This window comes from Paracoccus shandongensis (assembly GCF_017315735.1).
In the GTDB taxonomy this organism is placed as follows: Bacteria; Pseudomonadota; Alphaproteobacteria; order Rhodobacterales; family Rhodobacteraceae; genus Paracoccus; species Paracoccus shandongensis.
On the sequence record NZ_JAFLRK010000004.1, the window covers coordinates 35,560 to 53,270 of the forward strand.

General features: G+C 66.9%; 14 protein-coding genes. 6 read left to right on the forward strand and 8 right to left on the reverse strand.

Features of this window, described 5'->3' with window-relative positions; all coding sequences use genetic code 11:
* The first annotated feature begins 350 nt into the window (after positions 1 to 350).
* The 4 genes from nrdH to nrdF all read left to right on the forward strand — a co-directional run bounded on the left by nrdH (position 351) and on the right by nrdF (position 4,154).
* A complete protein-coding gene (gene nrdH, locus JX613_RS04855) occupies positions 351 to 572 on the forward strand; it encodes a glutaredoxin-like protein NrdH (protein WP_207100340.1) in 222 nt (73 codons plus the stop codon).
* A 7-nt stretch (positions 573 to 579) separates the two neighbouring features.
* A complete protein-coding gene (gene nrdI / locus JX613_RS04860) occupies positions 580 to 993 on the forward strand; it encodes a class Ib ribonucleoside-diphosphate reductase assembly flavoprotein NrdI (protein WP_207100341.1) in 414 nt (137 codons plus the stop codon).
* Positions 978 to 3,101 (forward strand): class 1b ribonucleoside-diphosphate reductase subunit alpha, encoded by a 2,124-nt coding sequence (gene nrdE, locus JX613_RS04865; RefSeq protein WP_207100342.1) that lies wholly within the window; start codon positions 978 to 980, stop codon positions 3,099 to 3,101. Before nrdI ends, nrdE begins: the two co-directional genes overlap by 16 nt.
* An 81-nt stretch (positions 3,102 to 3,182) precedes the next feature.
* The gene (nrdF, locus tag JX613_RS04870) at positions 3,183 to 4,154 is read left to right on the forward strand and encodes a class 1b ribonucleoside-diphosphate reductase subunit beta (protein ID WP_207100343.1); all 972 of its coding nucleotides are present in this window, start codon (positions 3,183 to 3,185) and stop codon (positions 4,152 to 4,154) included.
* Here nrdF and JX613_RS04875 read toward each other — a convergent pair.
* On the reverse strand, positions 4,151 to 5,758 hold the full coding sequence (locus JX613_RS04875) for an NAD(P)H-hydrate dehydratase (RefSeq protein ID WP_207100344.1): 1,608 nt from the start codon (positions 5,756 to 5,758) through the stop codon (positions 4,151 to 4,153). The two genes, nrdF and JX613_RS04875, sit on opposite strands and share 4 nt — an antisense overlap.
* Positions 5,759 to 5,912: 154 nt before the next feature.
* Between JX613_RS04875 and JX613_RS04880 the strand changes: the two genes are divergently transcribed.
* On the forward strand, positions 5,913 to 6,251 hold the full coding sequence (locus JX613_RS04880; RefSeq protein WP_207100345.1) for a P-II family nitrogen regulator: 339 nt from the start codon (positions 5,913 to 5,915) through the stop codon (positions 6,249 to 6,251).
* Between the two features lie 79 nt (positions 6,252 to 6,330).
* Positions 6,331 to 7,737, forward strand: a complete 1,407-nt coding sequence (gene glnA, locus JX613_RS04885) for a type I glutamate--ammonia ligase (RefSeq protein WP_207100346.1) — start codon at positions 6,331 to 6,333, stop codon at positions 7,735 to 7,737.
* A 47-nt stretch (positions 7,738 to 7,784) separates the two neighbouring features.
* Here glnA and JX613_RS04890 read toward each other — a convergent pair whose 3' ends face one another.
* From JX613_RS04890 to JX613_RS04920, 7 genes are all read right to left on the reverse strand, one after another.
* Entirely contained in the window at positions 7,785 to 8,666 is an 882-nt protein-coding gene (locus JX613_RS04890; RefSeq protein WP_207100347.1) for a LysR family transcriptional regulator, read from the reverse strand.
* 82 nt (positions 8,667 to 8,748) lie between these two features.
* Positions 8,749 to 9,000 (reverse strand): hypothetical protein, encoded by a 252-nt coding sequence (locus tag JX613_RS04895; RefSeq protein WP_207100348.1) that lies wholly within the window; start codon positions 8,998 to 9,000, stop codon positions 8,749 to 8,751.
* 116 nt (positions 9,001 to 9,116) lie between these two features.
* The gene (locus JX613_RS04900; RefSeq protein ID WP_336512270.1) at positions 9,117 to 9,626 is read right to left on the reverse strand and encodes a gluconokinase; all 510 of its coding nucleotides are present in this window, start codon (positions 9,624 to 9,626) and stop codon (positions 9,117 to 9,119) included.
* Positions 9,623 to 10,999: a GntP family permease gene (locus JX613_RS04905; RefSeq protein WP_207100349.1), complete on the reverse strand. Its 1,377-nt coding sequence runs from the start codon at positions 10,997 to 10,999 to the stop codon at positions 9,623 to 9,625. The genes JX613_RS04900 and JX613_RS04905 overlap by 4 nt, the downstream gene beginning before the upstream one ends.
* 105 nt (positions 11,000 to 11,104) lie before the next feature.
* Positions 11,105 to 11,983, reverse strand: coding sequence for a transglutaminase family protein (locus JX613_RS04910; protein WP_207100350.1), 879 nt, complete (start codon positions 11,981 to 11,983; stop codon positions 11,105 to 11,107).
* A complete protein-coding gene (locus tag JX613_RS04915; protein WP_207100351.1) occupies positions 11,983 to 14,370 on the reverse strand; it encodes a circularly permuted type 2 ATP-grasp protein in 2,388 nt (795 codons plus the stop codon). The genes JX613_RS04910 and JX613_RS04915 overlap by 1 nt, the downstream gene beginning before the upstream one ends.
* Complete coding sequence (locus tag JX613_RS04920; RefSeq protein ID WP_207100352.1) at positions 14,370 to 17,702, reverse strand: transglutaminase family protein; 3,333 nt, start codon at positions 17,700 to 17,702, stop codon at positions 14,370 to 14,372. Before JX613_RS04920 ends, JX613_RS04915 begins: the two co-directional genes overlap by 1 nt.
* Positions 17,703 to 17,711: the final 9 nt, after the last annotated feature.

The following is a 17,711-nucleotide window of genomic DNA, read 5'->3' on the forward strand; positions in this document are numbered from 1 at the left end:
CCTTGCAGGGCGCGATTGAGACATGGGCCAAATCAGCGTCCTTGGGGCCGCCGGATCGCTTGGGAAAGTTATCCACAAGGAATTTGGCGAAGACTCTGGAACCTCATCCGCCTTCCATATATTGTTGGGGTGAAGATGATTTGCCCCAGATGATGTGGTTGCAACGATTTGTGGTTGTTCCGCAACAGATGGGAAAACGTCTGAACCGGATGGAAAGACACCGTTTGCCTGCCCTTGGCGGTTGCGGCAGTCTGACAGGAAAACGACACCGGGCAGGCCTGACAAAGCAGTTCGCGGGACTTCGTCCTGCGGCCTGTCCGGCCCTGCCCAAAGCAGAAGGAGCAGTGGGCATGACCATCACCGTTTATTCCAAACCTGCCTGCGTGCAATGCACCGCGACAACGCGCGCGCTGGATGCGCGGGGGCTGTCCTATGACGTGATCGACCTGACCGAGGACGAGGCCGCGATGGCCCGTGTCGTGGCGCTTGGCTATCGCCAAGCCCCGGTGGTCATCGCGGGGGATGCGCATTGGGCGGGCTTTCGGCCCGACATGATCGGCCGGCTGGGCTGATCGGCTCATGGCGGGGCTGGTCTTCTTCTCCTCGGCCTCGGGGAACACGGCGCGCTTTGTGGCGCGCCTTGGCCTGCCCGCGCTGCGGATCCCGATCCGGCCCACCGATCCGATGCCGGGCGTTGACGCGCCCTTCGTGCTGATCTGCCCGACCTATGCGGACGGTCAGGGGCGCGGCGCGGTGCCCAAGGCCGTGATCCATTTCCTGAACGATCCCCGCCGCCGCGCCTTGCTGCGTGGCGTGATCGGCGCGGGCAACCGCAATTTCGGCGCGACCTTCGCGCTGTCGGCCCGCGTGATCGCGGAAAAATGCAACGTCCCCGTGCTGTGGCGGTTCGAGCTGGCGGGGACGGACACCGATATTCAAAAGGTCCGCACGGGCCTTCATCAATTCCGGGGGTTGGAATGCTTGACGGCCTGAAGCCAGAGCTTGATTACCACGCGCTGAACGCGATGCTGAACCTGTATGACGCCGACGGGCGCATCCGGTTCGAAGCCGACCGCATGGCCGCGCGGCAATATTTCCTGCAGCACGTCAACCAGAACACCGTCTTCTTCCATTCCCTGGACGAGAAACTGGATTACCTGGTCGAGGAAGGCTATTACGAGCCGGAAGTCCTGGACCAGTATTCCCGCAATTTCCAGCGCGCGATCTGGGACGCGGCCTTCAAGCGCAAGTTCCGCTTTCCGACCTTCCTGGGCGCGTTCAAGTATTACACCAGCTATACCCTGAAGACCCGCGACGGGCAGCGTTATCTGGAACGCTATGAGGACCGCGTGGTCATGGTCGCCCTGACGCTGGCGCGGGGGGACGAGGCGCTGGCCATGCGCTTCATGGAGGAGATGCTGTCGGGCCGCTTCCAGCCCGCCACGCCGACCTTCCTGAACGCCGGCAAGGCATCGCGGGGCGAGCTGATTTCCTGCTTCCTCTTGCGGCTGGAAGACAACATGGAGTCCATCGGCCGCTCGATCAATTCCGCCCTGCAACTGTCCAAGCGCGGCGGCGGCGTGGCCCTGATGCTGACCAACCTGCGCGAGGCAGGCGCGCCCATCAAGGGGATCGAGAACCAGTCCTCGGGCGTGATCCCGGTGATGAAGCTGCTGGAAGATTCGTTCAGCTACGCCAACCAGCTTGGGGCGCGGCAGGGGGCGGGGGCGGTCTACCTCAACGCCCATCATCCCGACATCATGCGTTTCCTGGACACCAAGCGCGAGAACGCGGACGAGAAGATCCGCATCAAGACGCTGTCCCTGGGCGTGGTGATCCCGGACATCACCTTCGAGTTGGCCAAGAAGAACCAGGACATGTACCTGTTCTCGCCCCATGACGTGCAGAAGGTCTATGGGGTGCCGTTTTCCGAGATCTCCGTCACGGAAAAATACGCCGAGATGGTGGACGACAAGCGCATCAAGAAGCGCAAGATCAACGCCCGAGAGTTCTTCCAGACCATCGCCGAGATCCAGTTCGAAAGCGGCTATCCCTATATCATGTTCGAGGACACGGTGAACCGCGCCAATCCCGTGCATGGCCGCATCACCATGTCGAACCTGTGCAGCGAAATCCTGCAGGTGAACGAGGCCTCCGAGTTCAACGAGGATCTGAGCTATTCCCACCTGGGCACGGATATTTCCTGCAACCTGGGGTCGCTGAACATCGCGGCGACGATGGACGGCCCCGATTTCGGCGGCACGGTCGAGGCCGCGATCCGCGCCCTGACCGCCGTGTCGGAAATGTCGGCCATCGACGCCGTGCCGTCCATCCGCCGCGGCAATGACGAGGCGCACGCGGTCGGCCTGGGCCAGATGAACCTGCACGGCTTCCTGGCGCGCGAGCGGATCCATTACGGCAGCCCCGAGGGGGTCGAGTTCACGTCCGTCTATTTCGCCGCCGTGGCCTTCCACGCGATCCGCGCGTCGAACCTGCTGGCGCGGGAACATGGCCGGACCTTCAAGGACTTCGAGAAGTCGAAATACGCGGACGGGTCGTTCTTCCACAAATATACGGATCGTGACTGGCTGCCCACGCTGCCGGATGTGGCGCGCGTCTTCGAGGGTGTGACCCTGCCCACGCGCGACGACTGGGCCGCGCTGAAGGCCGAGGTGATGAAGCACGGTCTTTACAACCGCAACCTTCAGGCGGTGCCGCCGACCGGGTCGATCAGCTATATCAACAACTCGACTAGTTCGATCCACCCGATCGTGTCCAAGATCGAAATCCGCAAGGAGGGCAAGATCGGCCGGGTCTATTACCCCGCCGCCTTCATGTCGAACGAGAACCTGGAATACTATCGCGACGCCTATGAGATCGGTCCCGAGGCGATCATCGACACCTATGCCGCCGCGACCGAGCATGTGGACCAGGGGCTGAGCCTCACGCTGTTCTTCCCGGCCGAGGCCACGACGCGGGACATCAACCGCGCGCAGATCTACGCGTGGAAGAAGGGCATCAAGACGATCTACTACATCCGCCTGCGCCAGACCGCGCTGGAGGGGACCGAGGTCCAGGGCTGCGTGTCCTGCACGTTGTAATCCAGCGGTGCGTGTGAACACGCATCCTACCCAACCCGTAGGGTGCGTGCTTGCACGCACCATCCGAAAGGCCACCACCCGATGAAAGACCTTGCCCCGCAGACCGCCGCGCGCGCGATCAACTGGAACCGCCTGGACGACGAAAAGGACCTTGAGGTCTGGAACCGGCTGACGGTGAACTTCTGGCTGCCGGAAAAGGTGCCGCTGTCCAATGACGTGCAAAGCTGGGCCACGCTGCGCCCCGCTGAGCGGGAGCTGACGATCCGCGTCTTCACCGGCCTGACGCTGCTGGATACCGTGCAGAACACCGTGGGCGCGCCCTCGATGATGCCCGACGCGATCACCCCGCACGAGGAAGCGGTCCTGTCCAACATCGCCTTCATGGAGGCGGTTCATGCGCGGTCCTATTCGTCGATCTTCTCGACCCTGTGCCTGACCAAGGAGGTGGACGAGGCCTTCCGCTGGGCCGAGGAGAACCCGCATCTGCAAGCCAAGGCGCGGCTGATCCTGGAGGAATACAAGGCCGGGTCCGATCCGCTGAAGCGCAAGATCGCATCGGTGTTCCTGGAAAGCTTCCTGTTCTATTCGGGCTTCTACCTGCCAATGTACTGGTCAAGCCGCGCCAAGCTGACCAACACCGCCGACCTGATCCGCCTGATCATCCGCGACGAGGCGGTGCATGGCTATTATGTCGGCTACAAGTTCCAGCGCGGTCTGGAGCGGGTTTCCGAGGAACGGCGGGCCGAGTTGAAGGACTTCGCCTTCTCGCTGATGTTCGAGCTTTACGACATCGAGCAGCGTTACACGGCCGAGCTTTACGATGGCATCGGCCTGACCGAGGATGTGAAGGCCTTCCTGCACTATAACGCCAACAAAGCGCTGCAGAACCTTGGTTATGAGGCCCTTTTCCCGCCTGCCGCCTGCGAGGTGAACCCGGCGATCCTGGCCGCGCTGTCGCCCGACAGCGAGAACCACGATTTCTTCAGCGGGTCGGGGTCGTCCTATGTCATCGGCAAGGCGGTCGCGACCGAGGACGAGGACTGGGACTTCTAGGTTAAACTGCGCAAGACCTGCGGGATCATGTCCGGCAGGTCGTCGGCGATCAGGCCGGGGCCGAAGGCGCGGGCGGCCTTGGCGTGGATCAGCGCGCCCAGGCTGGCCGCGTCCAGCGGCTGAAAGCCCCGCGCCAGCAGGCCGGTGATGATCCCCGCCAGCACGTCGCCCGCGCCTGCGGTGGCAAGCCAGGGGATGTCGAAGGCGGAATGGATCCGGGCGCGGCCGTCTGGGGCGGCGATCACCGTGTCGGGGCCTTTCAGCAGGACCACCGCGCCGCAGCGGGCGGCGGCGTCGCGGACGGCGTCGAGCTTGGAGTAGGCGGGGCCTTGCAGGGGTGTCGCCTCCAGCTGCTGCGCAAGATCCGGGAACAGGCGGGCGAACTCGCCTATGTGGGGGGTGAGGACGCAGTCGCGGTGAAGCGCCGCCACAAGGGCAGGGTCGTGTGCAAGGGCCGTCAGCGCATCAGCATCCAGGACCATGGCGCGTCGGGCGGGCAGGGCTTGGGTCAGCAGGGCCGCGGCGCGGTCGATGCCGCAGCCGGGGCCGATGCACAGCGCGTTGATGCGGCTGTCCGTCAGGGCCTCGCGCAGGTTGTCGCCGCTGTCGATGGCGCGGCGCATCAGGGCATCCGGCTGGCCAGCATGTTCAGGCAACGCGTCTTGCGGCGGCGCGATGGTCACAAGTCCCGCACCGATCCGCAGCGCCGCGCGGGCGGACAGGCGCGCGGCACCCCCCTTGGCGGGGCCTCCGGCAAGGATCAGGGCATGGCCGTGGCTGTATTTGTGCGGACTTGCGGACGAATGTTTCCCCAGCCGGTCCGAAATCAAAATCCTGCTTCGCCGCCCGTCGGGGATGTCGAACCTTGGCCAGATCGCCTCCAGATCGGCTGGCCGCTGGCCTCGGCTGCCCGGATTGCGCTCTCTCCATTCCCGCAGCCCAATGTCCGCCACGACCAATTCGCCGCACAGATCCGGGCCAAGGCCGATCAGATGGCCGGGCTTGGGGCTGTCGAAGGCCACGGTTAGGCGCGCTGGACTGTCGAACGTGCCACGTCCCGCAGGAAGGGTGGGGGCTTTGCCGCTGTCCATGCAGAAGCCGCTTGGACAATCCACCGCAACCAGACGGTTGCAATAATAGGCTCCATCTCCGCATCGGCTGAGGACTTGGGCCAGAATGTTGGCAACCTCTCCCTCGGGCGGGCGGGTCAGGCCGGTCCCGAAGATCGCATCGACATAGACATCGCTTTCCGCCCCGCTGCGCAACTCCTGCTCCGTCAGCGGCCCGACACCCCCGATTTCCAGCCACCGCCGCTTCATCTCGGCCGCGTCCGGCCCGGGCGTGTTGTCCATGCCCAAGACCCGCACCCGCCATCCCGCGCCGTGCAGCAGGCGGGCCACCACATAGCCGTCGCCGCCGTCGTTGCCCGGACCGCACAGCAGCGTCGCGCGTCCCGCCTTGGGCCAGCGCAGGCGAATCTGACCTGCCACCGCGCGGCCCGCCCGCTCCATCAACTCCAGCCCCGTCACCTGCCCGCTGGCGATCGCGGCGGATTCGATGGCGCGCATTTGGGCGGTTGTCAGGACTTCGGTGCCTTCCAGCATGGCCTCTGCCCTTTCCTTCATCAGCACGCACAAAAAACAGGCACAAAGCTCTGGCCTGGCGGATTGCGTCGGCAATCCATGCCGTCGCCCGTTTACCCACGCCATGAAACCCGCCAATCAGGCGACAGGCAAGCCGCGAGGAAGGATCATTGCGATGAAGAAGGTCGAGGCGATCATCAAGCCGTTCAAGCTGGACGACGTGAAAGAGGCGCTGCAAGAGGTGGGCGTGCAGGGTCTTTCCGTCACCGAGGTCAAGGGCTTTGGCCGCCAGAAGGGTCACACCGAACTTTATCGCGGCGCGGAATACGTGGTCGATTTCCTGCCCAAGGTGAAGATCGAGATGGTCCTGCCCGACGACCAGGTCGATGCGGCGGTGGACGCCATCATCGGCGCGGCCCGCACCGAAAAGATCGGCGACGGCAAGATTTTCGTTTCGCCCGTCGAACAGGCAATCCGCATCCGCACGGGCGAAACCGGCGACGACGCGGTCTGACACAACAAGAACCATCCCAACAGGACTATCGCGCCCGGCACCGGAATGGCCGGGCCGCATCTACGCAGAAAGGGAAGAGATGACAGTCAATGACGTTTTGCAGCTGCTGAAGGACGAGGAGGTCGCCTATGTCGATGTGCGCTTCACCGATCCCAAGGGCAAGCTTCAGCATGTGACGCTGGATGTCGATCTGATCGACGAGGACTTCTTCGAGGAAGGCTTCATGTTCGATGGTTCCTCCATCGCCGGGTGGAAATCCATCGACCAGTCCGACATGAAGCTGATGCCGGATCCCGCCTCGGTCTACATGGATCCGTTCTATGCCGAAAAGACGCTGTGCGTGCATTGCAACGTGGTGGAACCCGACACGGGCGAGGCCTATCCCCGCGACCCGCGCGGCACCGCCGTCAAGGCCGAGGCCTATCTGAAATCAACCGGCATCGGCGACGCCTTCTATTGCGGCCCCGAGGCCGAGTTCTTCATCTTCGACGACGTGCGCTATCAGGTCACGCCACAAAAGGTGTCCTACCAGATCGACTCGGTTGACGCGGCCTGGAACACCGACACCGAATACGAGATGGGCAACCAGGGCCACCGCGCGGCCCACAAGGGCGGCTATTTCCCGGTCAACCCCATCGACGCGGGCCAGGACATCCGCGGCGAGATGCTGTCCACCATGAAGCGGATGGGCATGAAGGTGGACAAGCACCACCACGAGGTCGCCTCGGGCCAGCACGAGCTGGGGCTGATCTTCGGCGGGCTGGTCGAACAGGCCGACAACATCCAGAAATACAAATACGTCATCCACAACGTCGCACACGCCTATGGCAAGTCGGTGACCTTCATGCCCAAGCCCATGAAGGGCGACAACGGGTCGGGGATGCACGTCAACATGTCGATCTGGAAGGACGGCAAGCCGCTGTTCGCGGGCGACAAATACGCCGACCTGTCGCAGGAGGCGCTGTATTTCATCGGCGGCATCCTGAAGCACGCCAAGGCGCTGAACGCGCTGACCAACCCGTCCACGAACAGCTACAAGCGGCTGATCCCGGGCTTCGAGGCCCCGGTGCTGCGCGCCTATTCGGCCCGCAACCGCTCGGGCTGCGTGCGGATTCCGTGGACCGAATCGCCCAAGGCCAAGCGTGTGGAAGCCCGCTTCCCCGATCCGGCGGCCAACCCCTATCTGGCCTTCGCCGCGCTGCTGATGGCGGGCCTGGACGGGATCAAGAACCGGATCGACCCGGGCCCCGCGTCGGACAAGGATCTGTACGACCTGCCGCCGGAAGAACTGGCCGAAATCCCGACCGTCTGCGGCAGCCTGCGCGAGGCGCTGGAGGAGCTGGAGAAGGACATGGACTTCCTGCTTCAGGGCGACGTGTTCACCCGCGACCAGCTGGAAGCCTATATCAAGCTGAAGTGGGAAGAGGTCTATGCCTATGAGCATACGCCCCATCCCATCGAATACGCGATGTATTACAGCTGCTGATCCTTCGGGACAGCGACATGGAAAGCCGCCCTTCGGGGCGGCTTTTCCTATGACAGCCGCAGGCCCGCCGCGAAATCCAGGAAGCTGCGCATGGCCCCCGTCATCAGCTTGCCGGATGGATAGACCAGGTTCACCGGCAGGTCGGGCAGGGCGTAATCCGTCATCAGCACGGACAGCCTGCCCGCCGCGATGTCGTCGCCCACGATGAATTCCGGCAGCAGCGCCAACCCCCTGCCGTTCAGCGCCATGGAATGCAGCAGTTCGGTGTTGTTCGAGGAAAAGCTGGGCCGGACCGGCTGGCGGATGGTCCGGCTGCCGCGCCGCAGGGGCCAGGTCAGGTTGCCGGGCAGGTTGGTGTAGTGCAGGCAATCGTGGCGCAAGAGGTCGGCGGGCTTTTCAGGGCGCCCGCTGCGGCCCAGGTAATCGGGCGCGGCGACCAGCAGGATCCGCACTGAATGCAGCCGCCGGGCGTGCAGCGTCGAATCGCTCAGGTTGCCGATGCGGATCACCGCGTCGAAGCCGTCGCCCACGATGTCGCTGGCGCCGTCGTCCAGCACGACCTGCAACTGGATGTCGCGGAACCGCTCCATGAAGTCCAGCAGGTGCGGTTGCAGCACCTTCAGCGTGTAGAAGATCGGGCTGCCGATCTTCAGCGCGCCGGACTGGCTGGTGGTGGTCGCCTTGACGGCCTCGGTCGCGCCGTCCAGCCGGGCCAGGATGTCGCGCAGATCCTGGCTGTAGGCGAGGCCCGCGACGGTCGGCGTCACCTTGCGCGTGTTGCGCACCAGCAGGCGCACGCCCAGATGCGCCTCGAGATCGGCGACATGCTTGCTGCACAGGCTGCGGGAAATGCCCATGCGCCCAGCGGCGGCGGCAAAGCTGCCCTCGTCCACGACGCTGACGAAGGTCCGAAAGACATTGGTATCCATGGACGCCACCATGCACCGGGGGGTGAAAAAGGAAAACCGCCCCCGGATGGGGGCGGCGTCCGAAAGGCCGGGGCCTGCGCGATCAGCGGGTATAGGTCGAGCGCGGGCCGGGGGCGGAAAAATCGCTGACGGTCAGTTCCGCATCGGCGGACAGGCCGCGCTTGGCAAGTTCCTTGCCGGACAGCACATTGCCCGCCTTCACCTGCACCGGGTTCTGCGCGGTGACGGGCGCGGTCGGCATGTCGTTGTGGCGGTTGGTCTCGTTCAGGCCGGAGGCCTGGGCCGCGCCCGCCGCCAGAACCAGTGCGCCGATGAGGGTTGCGAGGTTTTTCATCGGGTCATTCCTTCTGTCTTAGTTCGATGATGGACAGATAAGCCCCTGAAAAGGCGATGATTAGCCCGGCTTTGCTGGCTTCAGTGTTCAACGATGCTGCACAATCGTCCTGCGGGTCAGCCTAGGTCCAGCAGGCGCACGGCTTGGGCCACCTGATCCTGGGGCGGCAGCGTCATGTCGATCACCGCGCCGTCCTCGTCCGGTGCCAGCGGCTCCAGCGTCGCCAGTTGCGAATCCAGCAGTTGGGGCGGAAAGAAATGCCCCGCGCGGTGGTTCAGCCGATCCGCCAGCAGGTCGCGCGTGCCGTGGACATGCAGGAACCGGACGCGCGGCGCGCCCGTGCGCAGGATGTCGCGATAGGCGCGCTTGAGCGAGGAACAGCCCAGGACCGAGCTTTCGCCCCGCGCCTCGGCCGCCGCGATCTGGTCGGCCAGGGCGCGCAGCCAGGGCGCGCGGTCGGCATCCGTCAGGGGCGTGCCATGGGCCATCTTGTCCACGTTCGCCTGCGGGTGAAAGGCGTCACCCTCGACAAAGGGCCAGCCCAGATGGGCGGCAAGCGCCAGGCCCGTGGTGGTCTTGCCCGCGCCCGACACGCCCATGACGACGATGTGCTGAACCCCGGTCACAGCAGCCACCAGCCCAGCAGGGCAAAGGCAAAGGCGGTCAGGCCGATGGTCGTTTCCATCACGGTCCAGGTGCGCAGGGTGGTCGCCTCGTCCATTTTCAGAAAGCGCCCGACCAGCCAGAAGCCCGAGTCGTTGAAATGGCTGAGAACCGTCGCCCCACCCGCGATGGCGATCACCAGGAAGCACAGGTCGAAGTCGGACAGCCCTTGGGTCGCGGCGACGGTGGGGGCGATCAGGCTGGCGGTGGTGGTCAGCGCCACCGTGGCCGATCCTTGCGCGACGCGCAGCGCCGTGGCGATCACGAAGGCCGCCACGATCAGCGGCAGGCCCACCGATTGCAGGCTGCCCGCCAGGGCCTCGCCGATGCCGCTGGCGCGCAGCACGCCGCCGAACATGCCGCCCGCCCCGGTGACCAGCACGATGGCGCAGATCGGCCCAAGCGCGCCGTCCACGATCTTTTCCATCCGTGCCGGGTCGTTGCCGCGCCCCAGCAGATACAGCGCGATCAGCAGCGTGATCAGCAGCGCGACCGGGGTCTGGCCCAGCATCCGCAGCAGGCTGACCCAACCGGCATCGCCATCCACGACGCCCACCGTCGCCAGCGCGTTCAGGCCGGTGTTCAAAAAGATCAGCCCCAGCGGCAGCAGCAGGATCAACAGGACGGTGCCGAAGGCCGGCGGCTCGCCCGTCAGGTGGTGTTCGTCATTCGCGCCCAGCAGTTCGGGCACCGGCACGTTGAAGCGCCGCCCCAGCACCATCGAGACCAGGTAGCTGCCGATATACCAGGTGGGCAGCGCCACGATGGTGCCGACGATCAGCAGCAGGCCGATGTCCGCGCCCAGCAGATCGCCCGAGGCCACGGGCCCGGGATGCGGCGGCACCAGCGCGTGCATGACGGCAAAGGCCCCGGCGGCGGGCAGGGCGTAAAGCAGGACCGATCCGCCGAACCGCAGCGCCACGCTGAAGATGATGGGCAGCATCACCATCAGGCCCGCGTCGAAGAAGATCGGAAAGCCGAACAGCAGCGAGGCCACGCCAAGCGCAAAGGGCGCGCGGCGTTCGCCGAACTTGTTGATCAGCCGGTCGGCCAGCACCTGCGCGCCGCCCGTCACCTCCAGCAACCGCCCGATCATCGCGCCAAAGCCCACCAGCAGGGCGACGGTGGCCAGGGTGTTGCCAAAGCCGGTCAGCAGGGTGGGCACCACATCGGCCAGGGGGATGCCGGTCGCAAGCGCGGTCAGCAGGCTGACCAGCACCAGCGCGATGAAGGCATGGATCTTGAGGCGCATGATCAGCACCAGCAGCACCGCGACGGCACCAGTGGCGACCGACAGCAGGAACAGGGTGCCGTGGACGGCTTCGACGTTTTCCAAGAGATCCCCCTCGTTCTGATGCCTTCGGGACAACCGCCGGTTTTGCGGCGGCACCAGGGTGCAAGTCCCCTGGCGGGACACGGGTTCCCTGCGGCGGGGGAAAGGTCAGTCCTCGGCCAGGATATCGACGCTGTGGCTGCCCGATTGCGACCCGGCCAGGCGCATGGATCCCGTGACGGGGGCCACGTCGCTGTAGTCGCGGCCATAGCCGATGGTGACGTGGTCCGCGGCCACGAAGCAGGCGTTGGTGGGGTCGTATTCGCACCAGCCCGCCTCGGCCCCGGTCCAGGCGCGGACCCAGGCGTGCATGGCGTCCGCCCCCTCCAGCCGGGGCTTGCCGGGCGGCGGGACCGTGCGCAAAAAGCCCGACACATAGGCCGCCGGAACGCCGATGCCGCGCAGGCCCGAGATCATGATCTGCGAGAAGTCTTGGCAGACGCCGTGCCGCCCGGCGAAGGCCTGGGCGATGGGGGTGTCCACCTCGGTGGCGTCGGCGTCGAAGCGCATGTGCGCGTGCAGCGCGCGGCCCAGGGCCTCGACCGCCTCGCGCACGGTCGCGGCATCGGCGCAGGCCTTGCGGGCGAAATCGGCGATGGGCGCCAGCAAGGGGATCCGGGGCGAGGCGCGCAGGAAATGATGGGGCGAATGGGGACCAAGGTCGGTGATGTCGTCGAGATCCTGGGGCAGGCGGTCCAGGCTGGCCGACAGGTCCAGTTCCGTTTCATCCGCAAGCCGCAGCACCCGGCCCGCCATGTCGAAGCGGATCTGCGTCAGCCCGGCGGGCAGGACCAGTTGCGTCACCTCGGTCCCGAAGAAATCGGTGAAGCGGCTGCGTTCCACGGGGGGCGGGGTGATGGTGATGCTGGTCTGCTGCACCTCTTGCACGCCGGGCAGGTCGGCGGGGCTGATGCGCAGAAGCTGCCGCCCCGCGCCGGTGGGGCGGGCGAAGTCATAGCGGATGGACAGGCGCAGGCGATACAGCATCAGGACAGATAGCTGGCGGTCAGCAGGTCCGACAAGGCCGCGATCCGCCCGCGCAACTGCCACAGGGCATCGGTGGTCAGGCTGTCGGGATCGGTGGTGGCCAGCTTCGCGTGCAGGCGCAGAACCTCTCGGGCCAGGGGGGACAGGGCGCCGTGGTCGTTGGCGGCGGGCAGCATGTCCACCTGTTCGCGCAGGCTGTCGATCTGGTGGCGCAGCGCGCGCGGGTTCAGCGGATCCAGCGCCAGAAGGTCGATCACCGTCCCACGCGAGGCGCTGAAGGAAAAGCGGCGGCGGTGGGTCAGCACGCTGTCGCCGACCTCGATGGCCAGGTCCAGCGCGCCTTCGGGGGCGGCGGGGTCGCACAAGACCGCCAGCAGCGCGGCCGTGCCCATGGCGCGTTCGTGCAGCCGCCCGATGGTCAGGAAGCGCCAGCCGACGAAGCGGTACATGTTTTCATGCACCAGGCCCGAGATCCCCGCCAGCTTGCGCAGCAGCCTGGACAGCGCCCGGGCCGCGTCGTCGCCGGGCGCGACCCTGGGCGCCATGGCCCGTGCGGTGCGGTCGATGTCGTGCAGCGCGGACCAGGCGTCGGGGGAAAAGCGGTCGCGCACGCTGCTGGCGCTGCCGATGGCGGCGGCCAGGTTGTCCAGCAGCCTTTGCGGAATGGCCTGGGCGGGATCGATGCCCATCTGGCGGAACAGGGGATCGAACCCCGCCAGCAGGGGGCCGCCCGCCTTGCCCGATTCGGCCAGGCGGGTGTGATAGGCGCGCATCAGGCGCACGACCCCCTCGGCCCGTTCGGCATAGCGGCCCAGCCAGAACAGGTTGTCGGCCGCCCGCGCAGGCAAGCCGCCGGGCACCAGGCGCTTTTCCGCGGCGGTGGCCTGGCGCGCCATGGTGATGGCCGGCACGGGACAGGGGCTGACGACCCAGACATCCGCCGCAGCGCCACCTTCCTGCATGGCGATGGCCGACACATCGTCGCCCGTCCCGATGCGCGCAAAGCCGCCCGGCATCACCGCCCAGCCATCGGCGGTGCGCGCCAGATAGACGCGCAGGGTCATGGGGCGCGGCACCAGCCTGCCTTCCACCAGGGCGGGGGTGGTGGACAGCGTTACGGCCTCTTGCGCGACAAGATCGCCGCCACCCTCGGCCAGCCGCCGGTCCAGCACGTCGGCGGGCAGTCCGACGGCGCGGGTCAGGTCGTCCTTGGGATCGAAGGGCAGGCGCGTGGTCAGCGCGTCGGCCAGCACCATCCGGCGCGGGCTGGCGCGCACCGCCGCGCGGGCGGATGGATCGCCGCACCACCAGGTCGCGATATTGGGCATGGCCAGGGGCGCGCGCACCAGTTCGGGCGCAAGCTGCGGCAGGAATGCCATCAGCGCCCGCGTTTCCAGGACGCCCGAGCCCAGGCAATTGACCATCGTCACCGATCCCGCCCGCAGCGCCGCGACCATGCCGGGCGTGCCGATGCGGGACGCGGGGTTCAGTTCCAGCGGATCGGCGTAATGCGCGTCCAGCCTGCGCCACAGCACATCGACCTGGCGCATCCCCTGGACCGTGCGCACCATCAGCCGGTCGCCCGCCACGCCCAGGTCGTCGCCTTCCAGCAGGGCAAAGCCCAGGTAGCGCGCGATATAGGCGTGCTCGAAATAGGTCTCGTTCATGGGGCCGGGGGTCAGGATCGCGATGCGGCTGTCCGTGTCGCGGGCCTGGCCCTGCAAGGCGTCGCGGAAATCGCGGAAGAACCCGGCCAGGCGGTGGACATTCTCGTCCGGGTAGAATTCCGAAAACGCCCGCGCGGTGGCGACGCGGTTTTCCAGGGCATAGCCCGCGCCCGAGGGCGCCTGCGTCCGGTCGGCCAGCACCCACCATTCGCCGTCCGGGCCGCGCCCCAGTTCGAACGCCAGGAAATGCAGGAAATGCCCGCCCCGGGGCCTGACCCCCACCAAGGGGCGCAGCCATTCCGGGTTGCCCGCCACCAGCGCCGCAGGCAGCCGCCCCGAGGCGACCAGTTCGTTCGGGCCGTAAAGATCGGCCATCACCGCTTCCAGCAGGTCGGCGCGCTGGCGCAGGGCGCGGCTGATCCTGGACCATTCCTCCTCGGCCAGAAGGACGGGGATATGGCTCAGCGGCCAGGGACGCTCGACCGATTCGCCGCCGCCGTATTGGCGATAGAAGACGCCGCTATCCAGCAGGTGGCGGTCGGCGCGCGACAGGTCGCGGGTCAGGTCGTCGTCCGACAGCGCGTCCAGATGCGCCACCATCCGCCGCCACAACGGGCGGATGGTGCCGTCGGGGGCGATCATCTCGTCCGGGACGCCGGGCAGGGGGCGATAGCCCGCCGTGCGCGAGCGCCGCATCGCCGGGGCCGGCCCGCCCGCCATCACACACCCGGGGCGCGCCGCAGATCCAGCGTCAGCGGGAATTCGCGGTGGATGCGCTCGGGCTGGATCCTTTGGTCGTGGCCGGGGCGGTGGCCATGGGGGCTGAAGCGGGCCAGCCTGCGCGCCTCGGCCTCGTTTCCGTTCACGGGGAAAGTGTCGTAATTGCGCCCGCCCGGATGGGCGACGTGATAAACGCAGCCGCCAAGGGGGCGGCCCGACCAGGTGTCGAAGATGTCGAAGGTCAGCGGCGCATCGACCGGCAGCACCGGGTGCATGGCCGATGCGGGCTGCCAGGCCTTGTAGCGCACCCCCGCCACGGATTCCCCCGCACCGATGGGGGTCAGCGGCACCGGGCGGCCATTGCACAAGACCTGATAGCGCACGGGATCCGCCGCCGCCAATTTGACCTGCAACCGTTCGGTGGAACTGTCGGTATAGCGCACCGTGCCGCCGATCGCGCCGGTCTCGCCCAGGACGTGCCAGGGTTCCAGCGCCTGGCGCAGTTCCAGGTGGACGTTCTCGACCTCGACCTCGCCGCAGAAGGGAAAGCGGAACTCGGCCTGGGCCTTGAACCAGTCCTCCTGCATGGGAAAGCCGTGGTCCGTCAGGTCGCGCAGCACGTCGCGGAAATCCCCCCACACGAAATGCGGCAGCATGAAGCGGTCGTGCAGCGCGGTGCCCCAGCGGGTCAGGTCGCCCGTCGCGGGTTCGCGCCAGAACCGCGCGATCAGCGCCCGCAGCAGCAGTTGCTGGGCCAGGCTCATCCGCGCGTCGGGGGGCATCTCGAAGCCCCGGAACTCGACCAACCCCAGGCGGCCGGTGGGGCCGTCGGGGGAATACAGCTTGTCGATGCAGATTTCCGCCCGGTGGGTGTTGCCGGTCACGTCGGTCAGGATGTTGCGCAGCAGCCGGTCGGTCAGCCAGGACAGGGGCGGCGTGCCTGCGCCGGGCGCGGGGATCTGCGCCAGCGCGATTTCCAGTTCATAAAGCGAATCGTGCCGCGCCTCGTCGATGCGCGGCGCCTGGCTGGTCGGCCCGATGAACAGGCCCGAGAACAGGTAGGACAGCGAGGGATGCCGGTTCCAGTGCCGGATCAGGCTGGCCAGCAGGTCGGGTCGGCGCAGGAAGGGGCTGTCGTTGGTGGTCGCACCCCCCACGACGACATGGTTGCCGCCGCCGGTGCCGGTATGCTTGCCGTCGATCATGAACTTTTCCGCGCCAAGCCGCGACTGGCGCGCGTCCTCGTAAACCCCTTGCGTGATCGCCACGCAGTCGTCCCAACTGGCGGCGGGGTGGATGTTCACCTCGATCACGCCGGGATCGGGGGCCACGCGGATCACGTTCAGGCGCGGGTCGTGGGGGGGCGCATAGCCTTCGACATGGACCTTCAGGTTCAGGCGCAGGGCCGCCGCCTCGACCGCGTGCAGCAGGTCCAGGTATTCCTCCAGCGTGGCCACGGGGGGCATGAAGACGCAAAGCCGCCCACCTTTCGGTTCCACCGACAGGGCGGTGCGGACCATGCCCTGCAACTCGGCCTCTCCGGTGGGGGCGACCTGCTGCACCACGTCCTGGCCCGGCGTGTTGGCGACAAAGCTTGCCATGGCCTGGGTCTTGCGGTCGGGCGCGATGCTTCCCGGCTGGGCCAGGGGCGCGCGGTCCACCGTGGGATCGGTCGGGTTGATATAGGGATAAACCGATTCCGGCAGATGCGGCAGCGAGGCCAGGGGCAGCCGGTATCCGACGGGGCTGTCGCCTGGCACCAGGAACACATGGCCCCGCCGCAACTGCCAGCGTTCGGAATGCCATTGCAGGCCCGCGCGCGACTGCCAGGCCTGGATCGGCAGCACGAAGCCCGTGGGCGTGGTCAGGCCGCGGTTGAAGACGGCGGCCAGGCGGTGGCGGGCCTCGGGGTCGGTCAGTTCGCTGTTTTCCGGCGTGACATTGGCGGGAAGGTTCGCTTCCTTGACCAGCCATTCGGCGGGATCCTCATAGGCGGGCAGCACGTTGTCGTCGGAAACGCCCAGTTCGGCGGCCATTTCCCGCAGCAGTTCCTGCGCCTGCAAGGGCGTCGCCGCGCCGGTGTCGGCTTCCCGCGCGATCAGGTCGGGGTTTTGCCAGACCGGCTGGCCGTCGCGCCGCCAGTACAGCGAGAAGGTCCATCGCGGCAGCGTCTCGCCCGGATACCACTTGCCCTGGCCGTAATGCAGAAAGCCGTTCGGGGCGAAGCGGTCGCGCAGCTTGCGGATCAGCACGTCGGCGCGGTCGCGCTTGGTCGGCCCCACGGCGTCGGTGTTCCACTCGGAGGCCTCGAAATCGTCGATGGACACGAAGGTGGGTTCGCCCCCCATGGTCAGCCGCACATCGCCTTCGCGCAGCGCCGCATCGACCTGGTGGCCCAGGCGGTTCAGGTCCGCCCAAGCCTCGTCGCTGAAGGGCCTGGTGATGCGCGGATGTTCGGCCACGCGGCGGACCTGCATGTCGAAATGGAAATCGACCTCGGCAAAGCTGGCCGCGCCCGAGATCGGCGCGCAACTGCGGTAATGCGGCGCGGCGGCCAGCGGGATATGGCTTTCCCCCGCCAGCAGGCCCGAGGTCGGGTCCAGCCCGATCCAGCCCGCGCCGGGGATATAGACCTCGGCCCAGGCGTGCAGGTCGGTGAAGTCGTGGGCGGTCCCCGACGGACCGTCCAGCGCCTGCAGGTCGGGCTTCAACTGGATCAGGTATCCCGAAACGAACCGCGCGGCGAAGCCCAGGTGGCGCAGCGCATGGACCAGCAGCCAGGTGGAATCGCGGCAGGATCCGCTTTTCGCGGTCAGCGTTTCCTCGGGCGTCTGCACGCCCGGCTCCATGCGGATCGTGTAAGCCGTGTCGCCCGCGATGCGGGCGTTCAGCGCCACGATGAAATCCACGGTGCGGGTCTTGGTCTTCGGGATGCTGTCCAGCAGCGCGCGCAGCATCGGCCCGGGGGTTTCGGTGGCGCGATAGGGGATCAGCTCCTCGGCCAGTTCGGGGGCATAGTCGAAGGGCCAGGTTTCGGCGCTGTCCTCGACGAAGAAGTCGAAGGGGTTGTAGACGGTCATGTCCGCGACCAGATCGACCTCGATCTTCAATTCGCGCACGGGTTCGGGAAAGACGAAGCGGGCCAGCCAGTTGCCGAAGGGATCCTGCTGGTGGTTCACGAAATGGCCGCCGGGCGCGACCTTCAGCGAATGGGACAGGACGCGGGTGCGCGAATGGGGCGCGGGGCGCAGGCGGATCACCTGGGGGCCAAGGACCACCGGGCGGTCGTACCTGTAATGCGTCAGGTGATAGATGCTGGCCTTGATCGACATGCGCGCCGC

What these genes read in the sequence shown, in the direction of transcription:
- nrdH (WP_207100340.1), top strand. Translation starts at nt 351, where the DNA reads ATGACCATCACCGTTTATTCCAAACCTGCCTGCGTGCAATGCACCGCG.
- nrdI (WP_207100341.1), top strand. Translation starts at nt 580, where the DNA reads ATGGCGGGGCTGGTCTTCTTCTCCTCGGCCTCGGGGAACACGGCGCGC.
- nrdE (WP_207100342.1), top strand. Translation starts at nt 978, where the DNA reads ATGCTTGACGGCCTGAAGCCAGAGCTTGATTACCACGCGCTGAACGCG.
- nrdF (WP_207100343.1), top strand. Translation starts at nt 3,183, where the DNA reads ATGAAAGACCTTGCCCCGCAGACCGCCGCGCGCGCGATCAACTGGAAC.
- JX613_RS04875 (WP_207100344.1), bottom strand. Translation starts at nt 5,758, where the DNA reads ATGCTGGAAGGCACCGAAGTCCTGACAACCGCCCAAATGCGCGCCATC.
- JX613_RS04880 (WP_207100345.1), top strand. Translation starts at nt 5,913, where the DNA reads ATGAAGAAGGTCGAGGCGATCATCAAGCCGTTCAAGCTGGACGACGTG.
- glnA (WP_207100346.1), top strand. Translation starts at nt 6,331, where the DNA reads ATGACAGTCAATGACGTTTTGCAGCTGCTGAAGGACGAGGAGGTCGCC.
- JX613_RS04890 (WP_207100347.1), bottom strand. Translation starts at nt 8,666, where the DNA reads ATGGATACCAATGTCTTTCGGACCTTCGTCAGCGTCGTGGACGAGGGC.
- JX613_RS04895 (WP_207100348.1), bottom strand. Translation starts at nt 9,000, where the DNA reads ATGAAAAACCTCGCAACCCTCATCGGCGCACTGGTTCTGGCGGCGGGC.
- JX613_RS04910 (WP_207100350.1), bottom strand. Translation starts at nt 11,983, where the DNA reads ATGCTGTATCGCCTGCGCCTGTCCATCCGCTATGACTTCGCCCGCCCC.
- JX613_RS04915 (WP_207100351.1), bottom strand. Translation starts at nt 14,370, where the DNA reads ATGGCGGGCGGGCCGGCCCCGGCGATGCGGCGCTCGCGCACGGCGGGC.
- JX613_RS04920 (WP_207100352.1), bottom strand. Translation starts at nt 17,702, where the DNA reads ATGTCGATCAAGGCCAGCATCTATCACCTGACGCATTACAGGTACGAC.